This window comes from Xenorhabdus yunnanensis (assembly GCF_028598805.1).
Lineage (GTDB): Bacteria > Pseudomonadota > Gammaproteobacteria > Enterobacterales > Enterobacteriaceae > Xenorhabdus > Xenorhabdus yunnanensis.
On sequence record NZ_JAQRFI010000002.1, the window covers coordinates 159,230 to 182,253 of the forward strand.

General features: G+C 39.5%; 20 protein-coding genes and 2 pseudogenes. 8 read left to right on the forward strand and 14 right to left on the reverse strand.

Annotation, left to right across the window (positions count from 1 at the left end):
* Window positions 1-9: 9 nt before the first annotated feature.
* The gene (locus PSI23_RS01600) at window positions 10-663 is read right to left on the reverse strand and encodes a helix-turn-helix domain-containing protein (RefSeq protein ID WP_273553415.1); all 654 of its coding nucleotides are present in this window, start codon (window positions 661-663) and stop codon (window positions 10-12) included.
* A gap of 966 nt (window positions 664-1,629) precedes the next feature.
* On the opposite strand from PSI23_RS01600, the gene PSI23_RS01605 reads away from it, so the two are divergent.
* The 4 genes from PSI23_RS01605 (at window position 1,630) to PSI23_RS01620 (ending at window position 5,912) form a co-directional block, all read left to right on the forward strand.
* Window positions 1,630-3,948, forward strand: coding sequence for an FdhF/YdeP family oxidoreductase (locus PSI23_RS01605; protein ID WP_273553416.1), 2,319 nt, complete (start codon window positions 1,630-1,632; stop codon window positions 3,946-3,948).
* 548 nt (window positions 3,949-4,496) lie between these two features.
* On the forward strand, window positions 4,497-5,279 hold the full coding sequence (locus PSI23_RS01610; protein ID WP_273553417.1) for a PI-PLC domain-containing protein: 783 nt from the start codon (window positions 4,497-4,499) through the stop codon (window positions 5,277-5,279).
* Between the two features lie 16 nt (window positions 5,280-5,295).
* On the forward strand, window positions 5,296-5,613 hold the full coding sequence (locus tag PSI23_RS01615; RefSeq protein WP_507232772.1) for an STM2901 family protein: 318 nt from the start codon (window positions 5,296-5,298) through the stop codon (window positions 5,611-5,613).
* On the forward strand, window positions 5,610-5,912 hold the full coding sequence (locus PSI23_RS01620) for a DUF1493 family protein (protein WP_273553419.1): 303 nt from the start codon (window positions 5,610-5,612) through the stop codon (window positions 5,910-5,912). The genes PSI23_RS01615 and PSI23_RS01620 overlap by 4 nt, the downstream gene beginning before the upstream one ends.
* 299 nt (window positions 5,913-6,211) lie before the next feature.
* On the opposite strand, the gene pyrB is transcribed toward PSI23_RS01620, so the two are convergent.
* The 7 genes from pyrB to rtcR all read right to left on the reverse strand — a co-directional run bounded on the left by pyrB (window position 6,212) and on the right by rtcR (window position 14,051).
* Complete coding sequence (pyrB, locus tag PSI23_RS01625) at window positions 6,212-7,153, reverse strand: aspartate carbamoyltransferase (RefSeq protein WP_273553420.1); 942 nt, start codon at window positions 7,151-7,153, stop codon at window positions 6,212-6,214.
* Window positions 7,154-7,211: 58 nt separating this feature from the next.
* Window positions 7,212-7,334 carry a hypothetical protein gene (locus tag PSI23_RS01630; RefSeq protein ID WP_273553421.1) on the reverse strand — a complete coding sequence of 41 codons (123 nt, stop codon included), beginning with the start codon at window positions 7,332-7,334 and terminating at the stop codon, window positions 7,212-7,214.
* Between the two features lie 300 nt (window positions 7,335-7,634).
* The gene (locus PSI23_RS01635; RefSeq protein ID WP_273553422.1) at window positions 7,635-8,057 is read right to left on the reverse strand and encodes a carboxymuconolactone decarboxylase family protein; all 423 of its coding nucleotides are present in this window, start codon (window positions 8,055-8,057) and stop codon (window positions 7,635-7,637) included.
* Between the two features lie 15 nt (window positions 8,058-8,072).
* Complete coding sequence (locus PSI23_RS01640) at window positions 8,073-9,191, reverse strand: FAD-dependent monooxygenase (RefSeq protein ID WP_273553423.1); 1,119 nt, start codon at window positions 9,189-9,191, stop codon at window positions 8,073-8,075.
* A 224-nt stretch (window positions 9,192-9,415) separates the two neighbouring features.
* Window positions 9,416-11,026 (reverse strand): AMP-binding protein, encoded by a 1,611-nt coding sequence (locus PSI23_RS01645; protein WP_273553424.1) that lies wholly within the window; start codon window positions 11,024-11,026, stop codon window positions 9,416-9,418.
* A 484-nt stretch (window positions 11,027-11,510) separates the two neighbouring features.
* Entirely contained in the window at window positions 11,511-12,428 is a 918-nt protein-coding gene (rnz, locus tag PSI23_RS01650; protein WP_273553425.1) for a ribonuclease Z, read from the reverse strand.
* Between the two features lie 45 nt (window positions 12,429-12,473).
* Window positions 12,474-14,051 carry an RNA repair transcriptional activator RtcR gene (gene rtcR, locus PSI23_RS01655; RefSeq protein ID WP_273553426.1) on the reverse strand — a complete coding sequence of 526 codons (1,578 nt, stop codon included), beginning with the start codon at window positions 14,049-14,051 and terminating at the stop codon, window positions 12,474-12,476.
* 266 nt (window positions 14,052-14,317) lie between these two features.
* Between rtcR and PSI23_RS01660 the strand changes: the two genes are divergently transcribed.
* On the forward strand, window positions 14,318-15,544 hold the full coding sequence (locus PSI23_RS01660; protein ID WP_273553449.1) for an RtcB family protein: 1,227 nt from the start codon (window positions 14,318-14,320) through the stop codon (window positions 15,542-15,544).
* A gap of 69 nt (window positions 15,545-15,613) precedes the next feature.
* Here the strand turns inward: PSI23_RS01660 and PSI23_RS01665 are convergent, their stop codons facing one another.
* Window positions 15,614-16,006: a type II toxin-antitoxin system VapC family toxin gene (locus PSI23_RS01665; protein ID WP_273553427.1), complete on the reverse strand. Its 393-nt coding sequence runs from the start codon at window positions 16,004-16,006 to the stop codon at window positions 15,614-15,616.
* Window positions 16,006-16,269, reverse strand: coding sequence for an antitoxin (locus PSI23_RS01670; RefSeq protein ID WP_273553428.1), 264 nt, complete (start codon window positions 16,267-16,269; stop codon window positions 16,006-16,008). The genes PSI23_RS01665 and PSI23_RS01670 overlap by 1 nt, the downstream gene beginning before the upstream one ends.
* A 300-nt stretch (window positions 16,270-16,569) precedes the next feature.
* On the opposite strand from PSI23_RS01670, the pseudogene PSI23_RS01675 reads away from it, so the two are divergent.
* A pseudogene (locus PSI23_RS01675) lies at window positions 16,570-16,845 on the forward strand (LysE family translocator); the annotation flags it as partial.
* 103 nt (window positions 16,846-16,948) lie between these two features.
* On the opposite strand, the gene PSI23_RS01680 reads toward PSI23_RS01675, so the two are convergent.
* The 4 genes and pseudogenes from PSI23_RS01680 to PSI23_RS01695 form a co-directional block, all read right to left on the reverse strand.
* Window positions 16,949-17,944 carry a D-cysteine desulfhydrase gene (locus tag PSI23_RS01680; RefSeq protein ID WP_273553429.1) on the reverse strand — a complete coding sequence of 332 codons (996 nt, stop codon included), beginning with the start codon at window positions 17,942-17,944 and terminating at the stop codon, window positions 16,949-16,951.
* A 22-nt stretch (window positions 17,945-17,966) separates the two neighbouring features.
* The gene (locus PSI23_RS01685) at window positions 17,967-19,391 is read right to left on the reverse strand and encodes a Na+/H+ antiporter NhaC family protein (protein WP_273553430.1); all 1,425 of its coding nucleotides are present in this window, start codon (window positions 19,389-19,391) and stop codon (window positions 17,967-17,969) included.
* Between the two features lie 64 nt (window positions 19,392-19,455).
* Entirely contained in the window at window positions 19,456-19,728 is a 273-nt protein-coding gene (locus PSI23_RS01690; RefSeq protein WP_273553431.1) for a PLP-dependent transferase, read from the reverse strand.
* Between the two features lie 152 nt (window positions 19,729-19,880).
* Window positions 19,881-20,738 (reverse strand): annotated as a pseudogene (locus PSI23_RS01695) (LysR family transcriptional regulator ArgP); the annotation flags it as partial.
* A 436-nt stretch (window positions 20,739-21,174) separates the two neighbouring features.
* Here PSI23_RS01695 and argG point away from each other — a divergent pair.
* A complete protein-coding gene (gene argG, locus PSI23_RS01700; protein ID WP_273553433.1) occupies window positions 21,175-22,407 on the forward strand; it encodes an argininosuccinate synthase in 1,233 nt (410 codons plus the stop codon).
* A 38-nt stretch (window positions 22,408-22,445) separates the two neighbouring features.
* A complete protein-coding gene (locus PSI23_RS01705) occupies window positions 22,446-23,024 on the forward strand; it encodes a formyltransferase family protein (RefSeq protein ID WP_273553434.1) in 579 nt (192 codons plus the stop codon).

Sequence of the window (23,024 nt, forward strand, 5' to 3'; positions counted from 1 at the left end):
ATGAAAATCCTATTTTAATTTTTTAATTGATTTAATCACAACCCCAATTATTGTGTAATTATGAGTTAATATAGTTTTAGGTTCGTTTTCAATCCCTAATATAGAAAAATAAATTCCACTTTCACCTACAAAAATTTGTCTAAAGCAAATCGGAGCATCTTTAATTTTGACGAGAACGACATCACTGTCACAAAAGCTTTCGGTTTTGGAGACAATGGCAATCGTGTTGCTGTCGAAGTACGGAGATAATAAGTTATTTGAAAATTCTACTGCGAAAAGAGAGTGTTCATGATGACTATTAATACTTATTTTATATAAATTTGTATTAACTGTTTTTCCGGCTATATAGCTATCCAAGTCACCATAACGAATTAGAGGTATTGTTGAAATAATTTCTTCATTTTCATTTGACTTATACAATTTGTTGTCGGTAATTTCACCAAGGTTTACACCAAATACATCCGCAATGGATGAAATAGTTGCGATAGTGGGGTTTCCGACACCACGTCTGAGGCTATTAATAGTCGCGATTCCCAGACCTGTCAACTTGCTCAGGGTTTGCGGGTCTATATTGTTTTTTTTCATTAAAAAATCAATATTTTGTGCGATGTTGGATAACAGAGTATCAGCTTCGGTTGATTTTTTATTGTTCGATTCTTGCATTATATCATCTCTTTGATAATATATTATCGTGCGTTGATATTCATAACCTAATCTTATCTATTAGGGTTTAGTAATACAAGTGCTCAGCATCAGGGGAATTTAGCGTTTGTGTTGGACATACTAAGGAAGGGATATGAAAGAAAGGAATCATATCTGTATGATGGGAAGAGTGAATTCTGTATCAAGAAATAGCGTTTTTGCTCGTTATGTTCAACATTTACTTGCTGAACATAACGAGTAATTGATCTTTATACTCATAATAAAAGAGAATATTGCAATGATTTCAAATGCAAATAATAACATAGGGTTTTATTAAATTACTTGATTAATGTTTATGTCAATATTTGGTTGTGTTGATATAATGAATGCAACCTAATGATATAATTTAATATTTATATTTTAAATTGTTATCAAATCAGATTTTGAATAGGAGATTTGAAAAAATACTTATTTCTATAGCTCTTTCATGTTTATTAAGTGCAATTATTTATCTGCTGGAATTTGTCAGGATGATATTTATATAGGCTCATATATGAACCGCATGGAAATTCTTTAGCACCATAAGAAAAACCTTTACCCTCGAATTAAAATAGAAGCCTTACTCACCACCTGACCTCTGATATCGTATATTTGATCTCCATCACATTATTGTCGTTATTTATTGTCGTTATTCATGACCGTTACTAAACATCGTGAACAACGCTATCCACATGTGTCACTCATGCAATAGCTCGGTTTTTTCGTTGTATAACTACGGGATAACTACCATAACGGATGGATAGGAGTATGATTATAAAAAAGTGGTCATCGCCTGTTTTTTGATTATATCGCGAAGTATGACTACTCGGTCCGCCCCTACGATTATATCGGTGGTAAGCCGCCAATGGATGAAATCGGCGTTATTGGTTCACCTGCAAATCCTGTGGTCAGTCTGTGTTGACCACGACATAAAAAATAGAGATTTTTATGAAATTCAAATCAAAAATAAAACCTTACCACGCGGCTGCTGGTGGCTGGGGTTCACTGGAGGCAACAACCCGCTTTGTCTTTGATAGTAAACAAGCCCTGAAAAATATGGTTAACCTGATGCGCATGAACAAGCCCAGAGGCTTTGATTGTCCCGGATGCGCGTGGGGAGATGATAATAAAAGCCTTTTCAGTTTTTGTGAAAACGGTGCCAAAGCAGTCACTTGGGAAGCGACTCGTCGGCATGTTGATCGGGAATTCTTCGCAACTCACAGCGTGAATAAACTCTACCAACAAAGTGATTATTTCCTTGAATATCAAGGGCGAGTAGTTGATCCGATGAGCTATAATCCGCAAACGGATCATTATGAGCCGATTAGCTGGAATGATGCTTTTGCCCTGATAGCCAGCCATATAAAGGCAATGGATAACCCCAATCAGCTTGAACTATATACCTCTGGGCGCGCCAGTAATGAGGCTTCATGGCTGTATCAATTGTTTGGTCGCGTGGTGGGAACAAATAACTTCCCTGATTGTTCCAATATGTGCCATGAAGCCAGTGGCTACGGCATGTTGCAAAGTTTGGGAGTTGGGAAAGGCACTATTCGGCTGCAAGATTTTGATCATGCTGATGCCATCTTTATATTCGGACAAAACCCCGGTACAAACCACCCACGGATGTTGCATAGCTTGCGGCATGCCGCTGAACATGGCGCTCGCATTGTCACATTTAATACTCTGCGTGAGCGCGGTTTGGAACGTTTCGCTGATCCACAAAAACCGCTCGAAGTGATCACCCCAATGGCAGGGGAAATTAGCCACCGTTACTATCAGCCTAAACTTGGCGGAGATATGGCAGCAGTGCGCGGGATTGTGAAGGCACTTTTGGAAACCCATAACACTCTGCTGGTCGAAGGTAAATCAGGTATTTTTGATCTGGAATTCATTTCAACTTATACCGAAGGGGTGGATGCTTATTTGCAAGAAGTCGCTGCAACTGAATGGTCATTTATCGAGGAGCAATCGGGATTGACTGAAGCACAATTGCGCGAGGCGGCAACTATTTACCAAAACGCTGAGCGCGTCATTTGTACTTGGGCAATGGGGATAACTCAGCATAAACATTCTTTGGTTACTGTGCGTGAAATCGTCAACCTTCAATTACTTTTTGGTCAGTTGGGCAAACACGGTGGGGGGCTTTGTCCGGTGCGTGGTCACAGTAATGTGCAGGGTAATCGGACAATGGGGATTAATGAGAAACCTGCCAAACCTTTCTTGGATAACATGGCAGCCCATTTTGGTTTCGAGCCACCTCGTGCTCATGGTCATAATGTTGTGAAAGCGTTGAATGCCATGTTGCGTGATGAAGTTAAGGTGTTGATCGCACTGGGTGGGAACCTTGCGGCAGCAGCTCCGGATAGCCCACGAACAGAAGAAGCTCTCAAGCACTGTGATTTGACCGTGCACATCAGCACAAAATTAAATCGGAGTCATCTTATTACCGGTAAAAAAGGTGCTCTTATTCTGCCGACATTAGGTCGTACCGAACGAGATATTCAGGCTACAGGATCGCAATTTGTGACGGTAGAAGATTCTTTCAGCATGGTTCATGCCTCAGAGGGAGTGAACAAACCGCTATTTGATAGCCAACGTTCTGAGACCGCGATTGTTGCAGGCATTGCCAATGCGACAGTAGGTAATACCGCGACGATTAACTGGCTGGAATTAGCGGGGGATTACAATAAAATTCGCGATCACATTGCAGCGACCATTCCAGGATTTGATAGCTTTAATACAAAATGCGAACACCCCGGTGGTTTCTATCTTGGCAATGCTGCGGCTGAATTACGTTTTGCTACACCAAGCAAAAAAGCTGAATTCAGCCATGCTCCGTTACCAAAAACACTATTCCCGCAAATTGAAGGCACTGATGTTCCTTTCACGTTGCAGACCCTGCGCTCGCACGACCAATACAACACCACGATTTATGGACTGGATGATCGTTATCGCGGAGTCTATGGTCAGCGGGAAGTGTTGTTCATGAATCCGGCAGATATTGCCCAATCGGGATATCAGGCTGGCGATCTGGTAGATATCGAGACAGTATGGAATGACGGTATTAAGCGCAAAATCTCTGGTTTTAAGCTGGTTCCTTACACCATTCCTCGCGGAAACCTTGCTGCTTATTACCCAGAAACCAACCCATTAGTGCCAATGGAAAGTATCGGTGATGGCACAGGCACTCCAACCTCTAAATCTGTACCAGTGAGATTATCCCTTACTGAACAGGAAGCATCTGAGCCTCAGCGTCTTGTATAAGATGCTTGTAGTTAAAATCAGTTAGTCATAAGCACGTCGATTCAGGCTCGGTTTTTGAAGATAACGATACGATCTTCATCATTAAAAACCGAGCTGGTTAGTACACAGCTATACAGCTATAATCAATATTGTACCATGATAATTATCTATTTCCTCTGCCTCAAAACTGGTGTCTGATTTAATCATTTGAAAAAATCTTGGAACAGTAATTATAAAAAACTCAGTGATTAAATTTCACTTCGTAAGAGTAAAATACATAAGATTAATGTGGACTTAATTGTTTTTTAAATGAATAATCAACGAGATTAAGAATTAGATTGTAGAATGCTTCGGATAAAATCATACTCAGTAAATTTAAAAATGAATAAAATATTAAATACATTTAATAATGGATTTCAATATGAAGTTATTCACGCAATGTTGGATGTATTTATTCAAAAAATTACATAAATTGTTCTGATGAATAGCTTTGGTGAAGTATTTTTTCGAAAAATACTGAATGAAATCAATTTTATTTTTATTCGGCTATTAATATATAAGGAGTTATTATGGAAATGAATAAACCATTCTACGCAATTGCCCACCGAGTTCTGACAGAAAAAAGTGTAAGGGCTGCTATAGCTCATGGCGCTAATGCTATTGAGATAGACTGTACGGCATGGAAAAAGGGATGGTGGGCTGATCATGATGGCTTGCCAGCTTCAGTAGGCGATAAATTAGAAGACATTTTTAATTCTGTTATTAAGAATGATAAAAATAAGCAAATTTGTTTTATCTGGCTAGATATAAAAAATCCTGACTATATCTCAGATCCAAGTCATATAGCATCAATAGAAATGTTAAGAGATTTAGCTAGAAATATTCTTGAGGTTAATGAAGTTAAAGTTCTTTTTGAGTTAACTTCTTATAAACGAGCCTGGGATGTCATTACTAAAGGGGTGAATGGCAGAGAAGCTGTTTCTGTTAGTGGAGAATATGAAAAAGTCTTATCCATATTTATGAACAGCAAAAATACAATACCAGTAGAAAAGCAGGTGATGGATTATGGTTATCCAGATTTAAGTTTTGAATTTGAAATAATTAAAAAAGAATTAAAAGAAGGTGTTGAATCAAATAAATTTGGCAAAGTATTTTCATGGACATATATACGCGGGCAATTAACTGAACTTAAACAATTAGTAGATGAAGTCAAACTGGATGGAATTATCTACGGCTTTAAATTTACTGATTATTATGATCATGAAGATTCACGAGAAGCGTTCAAAGAGGTTAAAGAAGCCTTTGAGAAAACTGGGAGGAAATTAGCAACCCGTGGAGATTTTCTGTGGTAGATATTATTTTGATGGCATGTATGTTGATAAGACTGAATTAATTTTTTGGCTCATTTTAGACGAACTTAGAAAACAGTTTACTGTTGTTGATGTAGTAGCTATTGCTTCGATGCTGGCGAGTTTACCAGTGTTAGACGCGCCTGGTAAGGCAGGAGGTGGCGCGACCAAAGGTACAAGCCCTCTTTCCGTTGCGAGCCGCAAACTCATTCATCACAAGTTCAATACGAGACGCAAGACCATTACATGGGGACAACTGTTGAAAGGCAAGTGGGCTTATACGACCAGTCTTGCTACATTTGTTGGTCGTTGGCTCAGGGGGGAATCATTAGTATGAACAAAGTTGATGATGTGCGGGCGCTTATAAAACAACATTTCTGGGAAATGTCAGATGAGGATTCTTTAAGCACAAGCGACTATTGCGTTGTACCTGAAGATGCTTATGATTTTTTGGAGGAATACACTGAGAAACTGAACGTGGATATGACCGGTTTTCCGAACACAGGGATTCTTTTTCTTCCTAATGCCATTCTCCCCCGTTATCTGCAAACGGATCATCACGATCCAGCACCCTTGACGGTTCAGATGCTGATAACGTCCGCAGAAGCGGGTTGTTGGCTTTATCCCGACAATTAATGTGTCAGTTTCTGGGCTTAATATCAAAAAATCTGTTCTAGTCGTGAAGTATGCTCAAAATCACTATACTTCCTGTACAAAATTCACTTCGAGTTAAAATAAGAAAAGCGCTTCCAATACACGTATACTTGAAATTAATTATTGGGATCTTAATTGTTTCTATTTGTTATATTTATTAACGTGATAGGAAATTTAGATAAGTAATAATAGGTGAAATAAATAAAATTTTTCTTGAAGAAAAGAATATTATGACTAAGACGTAATTACCTCAATCATAATATTAATGGCTGTTTATTCTTTTAGTGAGCTATGACAACATCTTCATTCAATACCAGCGACAACAATGCCTGACGGGCAAAAATACCGTTTCCTGCTTGCTGGAAATAATAAGCATATGGTGTTTTATCAACATCTACCGTGATTTCATCAATACGTGGCAGCGGATGCAGTACTTTCAGGTTCTCTTTGACATTCACCAGATCCGCCACTCGCAGAACGAATTGAGCCTTGATATTGGCATATTCTGAAGGATCAAGACGCTCTTTCTGGACACGGGTCATATACAGAATATCCAGTTCAGGCAGGATATCTTCAAAATTATGGTGAAGGCTGTAACTTACCTGTTTTTCTTCCAGCATATGCAGGATATAGCTTGGCATCGCCAATGCATCTGGAGCGATAAAACAGAAATGGTTGCCATTAAATTTTGCCAGTGCTTGTGTCAACGAATGGACGGTACGGCCATATTTCAAATCACCAACCATGGCGATTTTCAGGTTTTCCAGTCTGCCCTGAGTTTCCTGAATGGTGAACAGATCTAGCAAAGTCTGGGTCGGATGTTGGTTTGCACCATCGCCGGCGTTAATAATTGGGATATGACCGGAGAACTCAGAAGCCAATCGTGCCGCCCCTTCCTGTGGATGGCGCATGACGATAGCATCGGCATATTGGCTGATGATAGAAATAGTATCAGCCAGAGTTTCTCCCTTTTTACCCAATGAGGTATTGCTACTGTCAGCAAAGCCAACTACGGAAGCGCCGAGTCGCTGAATAGCGGTTTCAAAAGAGAGACGGGTGCGCGTTGAAGCTTCAAAGAAGCAACTCGCAATCACCTTGTGTTTCAGTAACTCAGTCTGTGGATTGGCTTTCAATGCAGCGGCCGTCTGCAATACCAGTTCCAGATCTGCGCGGCTCAGATCATTAATTGAAATGATATGCTTGCGATATAACGGGTTAGCCATGTTTACGTTCCTCTTTTATGACTTCTAGCCTTGGACTCGGCAGGCAAAAAAAAGCCCCTCAATTGAGGGGCTTTTTAAATGTTTGGTTAAGCAATGGGAAAAACAATGCGCTTACGCTGCCAGCAGACAGTGTTTTGTTAGCTTGATGTTTTTTAACAGCCTTTACGGCGCAATCTTTCATGTTTTCTCCCTGCAAATCGTCGCGCATTATACTCACGATAGCATTCATCGCAAGGTTTACGGGAAGAAATTTTGACGTTATTCAACGTGGATAAGATGGGAGAGATTGAGTAATTACAACGATATCGATTTTTTAACCATTGTAACTTGGAATATCAACAGTGGATTTTTATCAAATGCTTGCACAATTGCTAGATAATAATCCTTATCTAGCACCTGTGCCTAAAAAATACAATAGTAAGTGAATGATGTATAATTAAGGTTACATATATTAAGTAACTTTTTAAAAAATAATAGTTTATTACCCATTATCTCCGATGCTTATCGCCATCCTATTTAAGGCATTCATTACTGATACGGCTGCAGTCAAATCAACGATTTCCTTTTCTGAAAAAGCTTTTTCAAGGCGTGCTCTGATAGCATTAAGCTCTTTTTTCCTAAGGCCTATTGTTATTGCTTCACACCACTCCAATGCTAATGTTTCGTTCGAATTATAGATATCAGAATTAAACCAACCTGATAACTTATCCAGCTTTTCTTCCTCTATACCTAACTTACGACCCATTTCCGCATGGAGTCTACAACAGTATGCACAGCCATTAATTTGTGAGGCTCGCATTTCAACCAAAAGAATAATTGAATGATCCAATTCAGACTTTTGTATTTCATCATAACACTTATATAAAGGATTTATTATCTTAGGTGATATTTTGACATAATTCATTATAACCTCTATTTACTATTCTAGTAGGATTACGGATAGTTCATCTGATGATAGTCTACCACTTCTCAAAAGTAGAGATATAGAAAATTGTAAAGGATCATTTGAAATAAAGGATTCAATATTTTCAAACCACGATTGAGAATTTCTTGCTGCTATATGTAAATTGTATGATTCACTTTCTCGGCGATGTTGATAATGAGTAAGATAGGTTGAATTCAATTCATTGCATGATTTTAGATTTTCCGCTAATACAATTGCGTCCCCTATTGCTAATTTTGTTCCAGAACCGATAGAAAAATGTGTAGAATGAGCCGCATTTCCTAGCAAAACTTTTTTATCGTGATGCCAGTATTTGCTGATTGGTGAAACAAAGCGGCGCCAATAGGCTTTTTCTCGGCATATGTCATTAATTTTCAATGGGTGACCATATAAATGTCGATGAAATACTTTTTCAAGAAAAATAATGGTTTGTTTTTCATCCATATGTGAAAAACCTGTTTTTATCCAAGTTTCATAAGTACATTCAACAATAAATGTAGAACAATTTTCCTCAAATTTGAAGCAATGTGCCCAAAACCAGCCTGTTTCTGTCTGTTCAAAAATAAAATTAAAATTATTATTAAATAGTTGTGAGGTTCCTAACCATAAGTAGAGGTTCTTTCCTTCATGAATATGTGTATTGAATTTATTTTTTAACTGGTGTCTTACCTTACTGTTGGAACCATCACTAATAATAGTCAAATCAGTGGGAGGATTAATAAGATCTTCAGCTTCTAATGAAGAGCTATAATGAATTTTGATACCAAAATCCTGTGCTCTTTTTCTTAGAATATTGATCATTTTTAATCGACTGATAGCGAGAAGTCGTTGTCCAGATGAACGGATCGTTTTTCCTTGAATATGAATATCAACATGGTTTAACGTTAAAATATGAAGTCTGAATTGTTCAACAATAATAGGGTCAATATTGGCCAATTGTTGTAAAATGGGTTCAGAAAGAGTAAGTCCCCACCCAGTTGTAACATCTGATAAATTACGTTCGTATATAACAATATCATGGTGATGATTATGTATTTTTGTCAGAATGGAAAATACTAATCCAGCAGGGCCTGCACCAATACACTGTATTTTCATTTATCGACTTCCCAAATTTTGTAAATCTGTAAGTGTTAGCTATATCATTCTGGGCTATATGTAACATGTCTAACATTTACTAAGAGCTTTCAAGTGATTGAATCAGAATCTAATTATTGTGCCCAGAAATTATTATGATTAAACGTTAATCAATTTAATTTGGTTTTTCACTGTGTATTACAGCTGCATGTTTCATTCTTTCTTTACTATAAGAAAGAATTTTATTAAGAGTTCTCATAATTAATTATCCTTGGGATAGAGGAAATATTTTTGTCAGTAATTTTTTTCTGAGCCATTTCTATAAGTGATTTACGATCAATTTTACCGTTACCATTAAGTGGAAACTGTTCGACATTGAAATAAGCATAGGGATGTTTATAGCTCTCCACTTGTTGGCTGATGAAGTTGGCTATTTGTTGACTTACGATTTCGAATTCATTAGGAGTAATTTTCAAACATAAAATTGGTCTGCATTCGTGGGAAGAATCTAGCCAGGGAATAATAAATATATCACCAGCTTTTGGAAAAGCTACATTAATAAGTTTTTCCATTTCCACTGGTACAAGCCAGCGTCCAAATACCTTGAATTGATCGTCTTCTCGGCCGTGATAATAAAGAAATCCTTCTTCGTCTTGTGAAAATAAATCTCCAGTGTGATACCAACCTTTTGAAAATTTGAATTTCGTATTTTTATCATTATTCCAATATCCTGAAGCTAATGATTCTGAACGAAGCATAAGCACGCCAGTTTTCCCTATTGGAAGTTCTTTTCCATCTTTATCTGATATCAATCCTACACATCCTGTAATAAGTTTCCCAATACTTCCTGAACGAAGTGGGTAACCGTAAGTTGTAGCAAAAACATGGCATGTTTCAGTAGCGCCAAAGGCATCATGTATTGCAATATTGAATTGATTTAGCCAATCTTTTTTTAAAGACTCTGATAACGTAGAGCCTGAAGAAATAACTAAGCGGAGATGACAATTCTGTTTCAATTCATTATCTTCAAGTAACAAACGAAATATAATTGGCCCAGAAAAAAGAACAGTTGGTTTAAACAGCTTTATATTATTTGCTACTCTTGTCGCAGAAGGCCAAAGGCTGTCTATAATTGCAGTAGCACCAAGATATAGAGAAAAAAATAGAGTACCTCCCATACCATAACCAAAAAATGTTTTTGGTGTTGAGTAGATAATGTCAGTAGTGGACAGAGCTAATTGACGTTTGGCAAAATTTTCACAAGAGGTCAAAATTGATGTAGCACTGTGAATCACCCCTTTGGGTTTTCCTGTTGATCCTGAGGTATATTGAATAAAAGTTGGTTCAAAAGCGGATTTTTCCAAAAATTCGTTCCACTTATCATCTGTTCCTTTAGGCATCCAATCAGAGAATGTGGAAAGATTAGCCGTTTTTTTTATGCGAATAAAACTGATATTTACTTTTGACTCAATAGGTATTTGATTATCCTCATCAATGAAAATAAATGGGTTTTTGAATTCACTGAGAATGTAATTAAAAGTGTTAGCAGGTAACTTTGGGTTAATAATGATAGGTAATGCACCAATTGCTAAACAAGAAAAGAAAATAATTGCTAATTCTCTGCTATCATTGAGACATAAAATTACTATCGTATTTTTTTCTATTTTTTTTAATTTCATAGCTGAAGCACTTTTTTTGACAAAAAATGCAAGTTGAGAATAGCTCAATGAGCCGTCTGGTCCGATAAAACAAGGTTTGTCAAGAAACTTATTTTCTATGACAAATTTTTTTGCTAAATTTATTGATTGATTTTTTTTAACAATATTTTTAAATTTAGTATATGTTTCTAATGACATAATAAATTATCCTTTATATTATTTATTTAAATTCTTAAGTCAATCTTACCAATTTTTTGTAATGATGGCTTATTTTTATAAGCAATATAATTAGTTAAAAATTATGTTACTAATTTGGATTATAAAGTAAATATAAAATGTTATTTTAGAATTAATGGGTTGATTTTTATGTAATTATTTTCATTTTAAGTGTTATAAACTTGTTACCTTAAAATCATGACAATAAATAAATTATTAGATATTATCTTTATTGTTTTATAGATTGTTGGTTTAAATTGAGTGAAATTATTACCATGCATATGGATGTATTTGTTGGATTAAATTGAATATTAGTGTTTCTAATTTAATTAGATTATTAATTTTTAATATCGAAATTAATTTAATTAATGCTGAGATGGCAGAGGAAAACGGGAATAAATAGTATTTGGAGGTGAGTCTGCACATCTGAATATTAATGTAAATATCAAATGTACAAACTAAGGGATTATTTAACTTTAAATACCGCAAAATCTTCAGCCAGATCGGTATTCGGGAATATTTCCCGGCATTCCGCCAATAATCGCGAACAATCTTCGATATCATAGCGCCCGCTGATATGTGTGGCGATAAAGTGTTTTACCTTAGCATCACGCGCGAGTGTTGCGGCTTGTTTGGTGGTGGAGTGTCCACGCTCATTGGCTTTTGCTGCAAATGCATCTTCCAGCGTGGTTTCATGCACCATTACATCAACATTGGCAGCCAGTTTCAGTGCTTCCGGAGTCGGTTCGGTATCCCCGAAAATGGCCAGTGACTTGCCCCGAATTGGTGTACCTAAATAATCTTGACCACAAATTGTACGACCATCTTCCAATGTCACCGTTCCGCCTTGTTTTAAAGTCTGCATCCACGGGCCACGGGGAATACCATCCTGATTCAATTTTTGCGCATCAAGTGCGCCGGGTTTATCGTGTTCTTCAATGCGATAACCATAGCATTCCACGCGATGATTCAGGGCATAAGCCGTGACTTTGAATTCACCGTCATCAAACAGTTGTCCGGGCTGGACTTCGATGATTTCCAGCGGATAGGTCAGGAAAGAGCGGCTCAGTTGCAATGTGGTTTCCACAAACTGACATATGCCGGTTGGCCCATATAAAGTGAGGGGATCGGTGGAACCGCCCATTGAGCGGCTACACAATAATCCGGGCAAACCGAAGATATGATCACCGTGCAGGTGAGTGATAAAGATTTTCTCCAGTTTGGGGATCTTGATCGGGGAATGGAGGATTTGGTGTTGGGTTCCCTCTCCGCAATCAAACATCCACAGTGCGTTGCGGGTGCCCTGTAAATCGAGGATCAGGCTGGTGACATTGCGTTCTTTTGTAGGAATGCCTGCACTGGTGCCTAAAAATTTCAGTTCCATTTTGTTGTTTTCCTAATCATTGTTGTTCTAATGTTTAATATCGTTCTAATAATGTTGAATGCTCTCCCAATCCAGACCGAATCGGGCAAGGTACTTGCGTAATCTGTCGGCATCATTGGGCTGTTTTTTCTGTTGGCGGGAAACAGCAAATAATTTGCGACCTGCTTCCGATAAACTGCTGGATTCACGACAGACTTTAATTACTGTTTCTAGTTGTTGGCGGTCAAACAGATCAATTTCTGTTAAATGATTTGGCAGCAGGGATACGTATTCCTCTCCGTGCCAATTTTGCTTGAGCCTCGAGATTTCTTCTTCAACTAACTGTTGGTTGATACGCCCATTTTCGGCGAATGTAGCCATTCGTGCGATGGAAGCACCGAGTTCGCGAAAATTTCCTCGCCATTGAGCTTGTTCTGAACAAGCAAAATGCAGGTAAATTTGCCGCGCTTCTTTATCAAAGCGAACTTGTGTTTGCTGCATTTGTGCATAGCGAGCAAGTTCATAATCTATGTTCGGCTCGATATCTTCGTGACGTTGTGCCAGACCGGGCAGTTGGTAAGTCCACATATTGATGCGGGCATACAGATCTTCGCGGAATTTCCCCTGAGTGACCCAATCTCGCAGATCACGGTGTGTACCGGCAATTAATTGAAAATCACTGCGTATTTCCTTATCCGATCCGTAAGGCAGAAAATTCTTTTCTTCAATGGCTTTCAGTAGCATCGCTTGCTCATCCAATCCCAGTTCTGCCACTTCGTCAAGAAACAAAATGCCGCCATCGGCTTCACGAAGAAGCCCGCTTCGTGGCTGAATTGCTCCTGTAAATGCCCCTTTGACGTGCCCGAACAGTGTAGACATCGCGTTATCACCGCGCAGGGTGGCACAGTTCACCTCTACAAATCGTCCTTCGATTAAATGACGTGATTGCCGTAACTGATAGATTCGGCGGGCGAGAAAGGACTTACCCGCACCAGTCGGCCCTGTCAGCAAAATTGGCGCAGTAGAGCGCAAAGCGACGCGTTCCACTTGGTCGATCAGGCGGTTGAAATTGGCATTGCGCGTCGCGATACCCGATTTCAAGAACGCAACCTGTTCTTGCTGTTCCCGCTGGAAGCGGCTGGTCAGGGTAGTATAGCGGCTGAGATCTAAATCGATAATCGTATAAACGCCTGCGGGATGACTCTCATCTCCCTCATTTTTGGGTGATGTCTGGAGCAGTTGGGCAGGCAGATAACGGGCTTCAGTCAGTAAGAACCAGCAGATTTGCGCAACGTGGGTACCGGTTGTGATATGTATCAGATACTCTTCGTTTTCAATGTCGAAAGGATAATGAACAGCAAAATCCAGCAGAGTGGTATAAACCTCTTCAAAATCCCACGGATCTTCAATTCGGATTTCGTTCAATACCACTTTGGTCTGCGGTGAAACTTGAGCAATATCCTCTTTAACTCTCTCCGCCAAAACGTAGTCATTGGTTTGATAGAGCAATTCCAGCTTATCAATCGGCAACTCTGGTTGTTGGCATATGCCAATAGTGGGACGCCATTTTGTCCAGCGATTAGCCTTCTTACCTCGTTTATCTAATTTTGTACCCAAAATACCAATGGTGACTCTGCGTTTCATTATCTTCTCTACATTATTTTTATCTAAATTTATAAACAACGATATAAAAAGATAAAAAATTTGAACTGCAAAAACAATCACCAAAAACAGTAGAAAATAAAAACAGTTATTTTTCATATATATAAATAATATTTCTGTTTTATTTCAAAGTTGGCACGCAATTGGCAATAACTAGAGTGTCAACACACTGAAATAGTGTGGGTGCTAAACAGGCTGGTAAAAATTAAAGGGGAGCAATTATGACAACAACAATGACAACAACTGAAATGACAACCAACGCTTATAACTTATTGACGCAAGAGAATGGTGCGCCGGTAAAAATGTGGACGAACGGAGTACCGGTTGATCCCAAAGCCATTACCCAATTGCAGAATACGGCCAAGATGCCTTTTATTTTCAAACATCTGGCGGTAATGCCGGATGTCCATGTCGGTAAAGGTTCCACCATCGGTAGCGTGATCCCGACACACGGTGCCATTATTCCGGCTGCGGTTGGAGTGGATATCGGTTGTGGAATGATTGCAGTGCGTACTTCGCTGATGGCATCTGATTTACCGGATAGCCTGTTGAATATCCGTCATGCCATCGAAGCGGCTGTGCCGCATGGACGTACCGTAAACCGTGGAGGCCGCGATAAAGGTTCTTGGTATAAAGCGCCAGAAATTGTGGATCAACATTGGGCGACATTGGCGGATGGGTTTAAGCGTATTACCGATAAATACCCGAAGCTATTGAACACCAATAACCATCAGCATTTAGGAACACTGGGAACGGGGAATCATTTTATCGAGTTATGTCTTGATGAAGCAGATCGTGTTTGGGTGATGCTGCATAGTGGTTCCCGTGGTGTGGGTAATGCCATCGGTAATTTATTTATCACACTGGCGCAGAAAGATATGCAACAGCATATCACTAACTTGCCAGATCGCGATTTGGCGTATTTCGAGGAAGGAAGCCGTTATTTTGACGATTATATGGAAGCGGTAGGTTGGGCACAGGATTACGCCCGTCAGAATCGAGAAGTGATGATGCACCGAGTGCTTGAAGCGTTGTCATGTGAGATCCCAAAACCTTTTACGACACAGCAGGAAGCCGTGAACTGCCATCATAACTATGTACAGCGTGAGCAGCATTACGGTGAAGAAGTTTTGGTAACACGTAAAGGTGCGGTATCTGCCCGTAAAGGTCAGATGGGGATCATTCCCGGTTCAATGGGAGCGAAAAGCTATATTGTCCGAGGTCTTGGAAATGAAGAGAGTTTTTGTTCGTGCAGTCATGGTGCAGGTCGAGTGATGAGCCGTACCGAGGCGAAAAAACGCTTCACCGTGAGCGACCAAAAACGTGCGACAGCCCATGTGGAGTGTCGTAAAGACAGCGATGTGATCGATGAAATTCCGATGGCGTACAAAGATATTGATGCTGTGATGGAAGCGCAATCATCGCTGGTGGAAATTGTGCATACCTTGCGTCAGGTGGTATGCGTAAAAGGATAAGAATCAAAATAGTATTGCCCGTTAGGGCATGGATAGGCAGTCGGTTAAGTGGGACCGTGGTCCCACTTGTCAATATTTGTTCCAGTCTTCAATATTTAGGCCATTAACCATCGCAAATGTAGAATCACTGGTAACAATCGTCAGTTCTTTACTCAGGGCATGAGCAGCAATCAGTTGATCCATCGTGCCCATAATACGACCAGTTTGTTCCATACTGGTACGGAGTTCACCATAAGTTTTTGCCGCGTCCCTGCCCCAATCGTAAACAGTGATCGAATCAATAAACATATTAACGATATTTTCCAGCTCCTTGTTTTGCCGTTTGGCAACACCGTAGCGCAATTCAGCCTCAGTAATACTAGATATGCATATTCTTGATGGTGGCACAGTGCGTAATTTGGCCGTTACTACTGGATTTTTTCGAAAAATATAACTGACCGTGTTTGTATCCAACATGTACATTAAAGAATTCCTTTAAGTGGATCGCGTTCTGTTATGCCCTGATTACGTTCATTGGGATCTAAAAAATCATTTGGAACAGAGAAATTATTTAACATATTGAAGAATAAATCCCAGTCATCACGCTTAGATTTATTTTTTGACAATATGACATCCCCATTTGTATCTTGGCGGATATAAACTCTATCAGTATCAAATTCAAACATGACAGGTAACCTAATGGCTTGATTTCGCCCATTCTTGAAAATTTTTACGACCTTTTCCATCATTCCCTCCTAAATAAAAATATTTAGCATATGTCAAAGCATATGCTTAAGTCTGGCATATGTCAAAGCGCAGGTAAGATGTAATCTTAACCACCCATTTAAATGGAACTTGCTGATCTGCTGCGAATTAAACAGTCAGTAAATGAGGCAGAATATGGCTTGCGTAAAGAGAGAGTTCACGCTTTTATCGAATCAGAGTTGGATGAAGTGTTGAATCTAATTTAAGTAATTCAAATCAACAGGTAAAATTTAGATTTTTATTAAGCCTTTTTAATCTTGGTTTTATTTTCGGAGATAAACATGACAGTGATGGATTCCCTGCTCGCATTCACTATGGCAGCGACGTTGCTCACCTTGACCCCAGGTCTGGATACAGCGTTGATTTTGAGAACGGCAACGGCGGAAGGCGGTAAAAAAGCCTCTCAAGCTGCCCTTGGTATTAATGTGGGGTGTTTTATCTGGGGAGCCATGGTGGCATTTGGTCTTGGCACATTGATTGCGGTATCAGAACTGGCATTCAACATCTTAAAATGGTGTGGTGCAGTGTATTTATGCTGGCTGGGAATTCAAATGATCTGATTACAGTTGTAGTATCCGAATGGACAACCGAATCGCCATAAATGTCATCATTTTTGCACTACGTATCGGTTGTCAACTAGCATGAATAGTTATTTATAAATTAATTGCTTACTGCGCCAATTCCAGAATAGGAAAATAATGCAGGAGCACCACCTGTATGCACAAAGAGCAATGGTTTCCGACTTTCAATGGAATTATTCAATACATTATCAATTAATCCGGCCATCGCTTTTCCGGTATAGACAGGATCTAATAAAATCCCCTCTTTTTGTGCCAATAGCGTAATGGCTTCTGACCCTTTTTTATTCGGCATACCATACATAGGAGCGAAATAATTGTCCCACAAAAAGACATTCGGGCAGGTTGTTTGGCCTAAGAGTGAACTGATTTCTTGCTGCAATTGGCTGACTTTTGGCTCTTGCTCGGCTGTAACACGCGAGACGGTAACGCCAATAACAGGTGTTTGTGGTAGGGTGGCGTGCAACCCGATAGCCAACCCTGCATGTGTGCCTGCGCTTCCAGAAGCAACAATAACGGCAGCAAACTCCACATCTTTTGGGCTCTGTTCGGCAATTTCTAATGCACAACGCACATAACCCAATGAACCAAGGGCATTGGAACCGCCGACGGGAACAATATAAGCATCTTCGAGATTGAGTTGATCAACCAATTCCTTCATTTGCATATTTGGATCGGTCAATTCATCACACATGACGCATTGGGTGTTGAATAATTCCGTCAGTAATTTATTGCCATTATTCAGAAAATTACTATCATGGTTTTGAATTGGATTTTCTAATAAAGAGACACATTTTAGGCCATATTTCGCCGCAATAGCTGCTGTTTGCCGTACATGATTTGATTGAATTGCCCCGGCGGTGACAATAACTTTAGCCTTTTTTTGTAATGCATCAGCAATCAGATATTCCAATTTACGTAATTTATTCCCACCCATCGCCAGGGGAGTTAAATCATCTCTCTTGATATAAACATCGCGCCCTAAATAGTGGGATAAATTCTCCAATTTATCCATCATAGTTGTAGTTTTTAGTAAATCAATGCGGGCAAATTTTGCTAAATTTTCTTTTAAAGACATATTATCCTCAGCGGATTGTAAATTAATAAGTAAAGCCTAAATAGAAATAGATGGCGAGGGCGACGCTTGCAGTAACCAACGCATATGGCATTTGAGTCCGAATGTGTTCAATATGGTCACAATCTGTTGCCATTGATGCAACGATAGCATCGCTGGAAATTGGCGACGTCATATCACCAAAAATAGAACCCGCAATTGCAGCACCAATCATATATTCAGGAGGCATACCAACTGAAATACCCAGCTGTACCCCAATGGGAATCATAATTGCGAATGTCCCCCATGAAGTGCCCGTTGCTAATGACATGATGGAACTAATCAGGAAAATAAAACCGATGGAAAAACCTGCCGGAATGATACCAGAAGTAATGTGTGCAATATAAGCACCGGTATTTAAATCAGCGGAAACGCTACCCATTAAGAATGCCAATACCATGACAGAGCTTATTTTTATCATGCTGGCATAACCAATATAAAGCTCTTTAAAAAAGGTTTCGATAGTTAAAATGCGGCGTAATAAGAACCAGAAAAAAGAGACAGTGGTTCCAAACATAACACTCCAATAGATAGAGGTTGAACCGCTGCCCTTACTAAAATCACCATCACCTGTGATATAGAGGGCAATAGGGAGCATTAATACCGTCGATAAAATAGGAATAAAAAAGTTTAATGAAGTATGGCAGTTAGGGTGTTCAATAACATCAACACTCTCTTCACTGTGCTTGTCTTCAATATCACTATTTAAATGTTCATGTAAGGCTCGCATTTCTGCGGTTCTCATTGGCCCCCAAGCAACATTAGAAAAAATATAAAACAAGACAGAAACCAGCGATAACCAAGCCATAATATTATAAACCATAGAACCCGCCAAGATATCAAATGGCTCACCGCTGATTAACCCCCTGGAAATCTGTACACCGATGACACCCATCATTGCGGCACCCCAACCATTAATCATGGCAGAAGAACAAACAGAAACACAGGATGTTTGAATAATGTAAGACATTTTTTCTGGTGGGATACCGTAATTTTTGGCTAATTTCTTTGTTGAGGCCCCAGCAATTAATTGGTTAATTGAGCTTTCAATAAAAATTAATGATGTAATGATCATTGCCAAAAATTGAACAGATTTTTTATTTTTAATAAGTTGCATCTTGTCTGTTAGTAAATGAACTAAGGAACGCACGCCACCTGTAACAACCACAAGCCGCATTATTCCACCAATCATCAATATAAAGATGATGGTTTTTGTATTGCCTGAGGAGGAAAAGGTATCAATAATACCTTCAATAGTTCCCTGTATACCTAAAATAACATGATGGTCATTAATGACAGTAAAGCCGACTAATATACCGAGTAGTAGAGATAAAATAACCTGGCGTGTAAATATAGCTAAAATAATTGTGACAACAGGGGTAATGATGGTCCAAATACCGTAATCATTCATTTTTTAATCACCTTATTTTTTGTTATTTTTTGTTATTTTTTGTTATTTTTTATTTTAAATAAATTTATTCTAATGCTTGTTCAAGATCAGCTAATAAATCACGAATATCTTCAATACCTACTGATAAACGTAATACAGTATCATAAATACCAACCTCTTCACGCTCTTCTTTTGTCATTGAGCCATGTGACATAGTTGCAGAATGGTTAACCATACTTTCTACACTACCGAGAGATTCCGCTAAAACAAAATAGCGTAATTTGCTTAAAAATCTCTTTGTGTCCTCCAGTTCGCCTTTTAATTTAATCGTGACGACGGCACCACCACCTGCACGCATTTGCTGCTGGTAAATGAAATCAGGGTGGGAGGGTAGGTAAGCCGGGATAATAGACCTGTTCAATGTTTGGATGAGATTCCAGAAGTGCATGGTGTCGCGTCATAGATAAAGACATTTGACATCAACAGCGCAGGCTTGAGTTCTGGTGGAGTTTACTCTTGATGAAGCGATTTCCTGGCTTCTGAAATTAACGTACTGGTAAGCGTGTTCAGCAGTCCTGATTGTGCGGACCAGTAATGCCAATATAGTGCAATATCGGTAAAGCGCCCTGGCAGCAAGTCAACCAGTTCATTACGTTCAATCAGGTCTTTGGTCTGAAAATCTGGAATCATTCCATAACCGACTCCCAATTTAACAGCTTTGTAAAAAGCATCTGTGCCTGGTATGTAGTGGCAAATGCAGGACTCCTGCTGTATGAGAAAATGTTCAGCAAGAAAATTCTGTTGAAGTAGATCTTTTTTATTGAAGATCAATAGAGGTGCTTTGGTCAGAGCGCTTCTTTTGACACCATCTTTAAACCATTTCCTCACGAATGTTCTGGATGCGAGCAATCGATACCTTATTGAACCGAGCTTTACGGAAGAGCAGCCTTTTATGGCGCTACTTCTGGATGACAAAGCACCTAAAGCATTGCCGGATTCCAACGGCATGTGGGTGAAATCTTGATCGTCGACAATTATTTCGATTTTTACTCTTTCATTCGAAAGGTAACAGGAAATAGCAGGCAGCAGCCAACCAGCAAGGGAATCGTTGTTGACTGATATAGTAAAACTAGCCCACTTGTTACCATAGAAATGGGTTTTGAAATCCTCATTCAGGGCATGAAGTTTTGTCAAATATTGGACAAGCTTAAAGCCTTCGGATGTATATGTGCAAGGATGCTCGCGCCTTACAATAGGGACACCTACTTCTGCCTCCAAGGATTTGATCCGCTGAGATATTGCAGATGGAGTAATATTGAGTTTTTTGGCTGCCTGCTCGAAACTTCCTGTCTCTATGATAGCCATTAGTGCATCTGTTTTTTTTTATCGAACATTATGATTTTAAAAAAGATTTTAACACTAATATTGTATACCCTATGTCTCACAGGTGAGTCAATCATGAGTTCTTCTGGACATGTAATATAATATATTGATCTCTTCCTTAAATTAACATCAAATTGCCCGATACCCGCCTATTGTTCAGACTTTTATCCCAAAGACTGCTGTTGAAGTCATTGATAAACAGGGTGAATCTCTGATTTATCCTGATATGAGTTTGGTAGAAACCAAAAACAGTGAACTTCCGGTTTACATTGGTGCTGTTTGTGAAAAGAAGCAAGAATCGATCCTCAGAGACGCTGATTTAAAAATTTTCATCAGAGTTTAATTTTCCTTAATAAAGTGTACTTCTAGATTTTACAGACATATTTTTATCGTCACCGATTCAGAAAGAAAGGGTGATGAAATGAATATTAATCATATTCAGGGGAAAAAAATTGCATTTGCTGCTTCTGGAGGACTGGATAGTTGCACCATCACACATTGGTTATCGGGGAAGGGCGTCGAAGTTATCTGTTTTACAGCGGATCTTGGTCAGCCTGACGAGGCAAATTTTGACGAAATAAAAGAACGAATGCTGAAGTCCGGTGCGTCGGAATTTGTCGCAGTAGATCTCAAAAATGAAATGGCTGAAATGGGACTGGCAGTCGTTCAGGCCAATGCAAAATATGAGGGAAACTATTGGAATCTGACTGGTGCTGCTCGCCAGGTCATCATGAAAGGGTTATTGCCTAAAATCAAAGAGCACGGCATCACTACCTTTAGTCATGGTGCTACAGGCCGTGGTAATGACCAAGTTAGATTCCAGATCATTGGTGCCATGCTTGACCCGGCTCTTGAGTTTTACGCCGCTTGGCGTGATCAGGAATTCCTGAATGAATTTAAGGGACGCAAGGAAATGTTGGCATATTGCGATAGCCATAACATTCCGATCAAGGCTTCAGCAGACAAACCTTATTCCACTGATGCGAACTTGCTGGGCCTCACACATGAAGGTGGTTTGCTCGAACATCTTGAAACGCGAATGAAATTTGTTGAGCCAGGAATTGGTCAGTGGCCAGAACACGCCGAGTCTATCCCCGAACAGTTTTCCATTACTTTCAATAATGGCAGGCCCACTCATGTCAATGGACAGAAAATGAGTCTGGTCGATATTTTTGAATACTTCAACCTCAACGGAGGAAGGCACGGGATTGGTATTGCTGAAAACCTTGTCGAGAACCGATTCGTAGGTGTGAAATCACGAGGTGTCTATGAGTCACCTGCCATGGTGATCCTTTCCTATACCTATCAGCAGTTGCTCCAGCAGATTCTGGACAGAAGAGCTGTTCAGTTTTATCAAAACACTGGCACTTACTTGGGCGGTCAGTTGTACCAAGGGTATTGGCTCGACCTCGGCTCTCGAATGGCGCGGAAAGCGGTGGATGAACTCACCAGCTTAGTCAGTGGGGACGTGATCTTTGAAGCATACCGAGGAAATCTCAGTTACATCTCCAGTAAGAATGTTAAGCATGGGCTTTATACCAACGAAGGCTCAATGGAAGCGGAAGGGCAATTTGATCACAAGGACTCTGAAGGGCTTCTCAACATTCTGACAATATCTGCCCGCACTGCTTCTCTATCAGGGCAAATTAAGTAGCTGTATATATTAAATAACTACACATGGAGGATACATAAGTGAGCAGCGATGAAGTCTTGTTCATTGGTGATAATTCTGTGTGGTCGCGGCTTGCGGTTAGTTACTTGAAAGATTGTAACTTCAATGTCACTTCTGTTTTTTGGGATTATGGTACAGACGACTCGCAAGCCAGAGCCATTGTTCAGCAGTGGGAGGGGGACTGGATATTGTCATTCAAATCCGATTTCATATTGGATTCTGATGTAATCACTAAAGCTAGAAAGGGATCTATAAACTTCCATCCCGCTCCGGTTAGGTACAGAGGAATTGGTGGTTACCAATATGCGATAGACAATAAAGATACCAATTTCGGTGTTACCTGCCACTACATTGATAGCCAGATAGATCACGGAAAGATTATAAAGGTTATCGAGTTCGGAATCATATCGGGCGAGACTCCAGAATCGCTGATGAGCCGAACAGCCGCTTATGCACTTAGCTTGTTTCATGAAATTTCAGCACGGATAAGGAATGCTCAAGAGATACCTCATGTAAATACCCAATGGCTCAGCAAACTTTATACAAGAGCACAGCTTTCCACTTATCTGTCATGCCGTAAAAAACGATCAACAGCATAG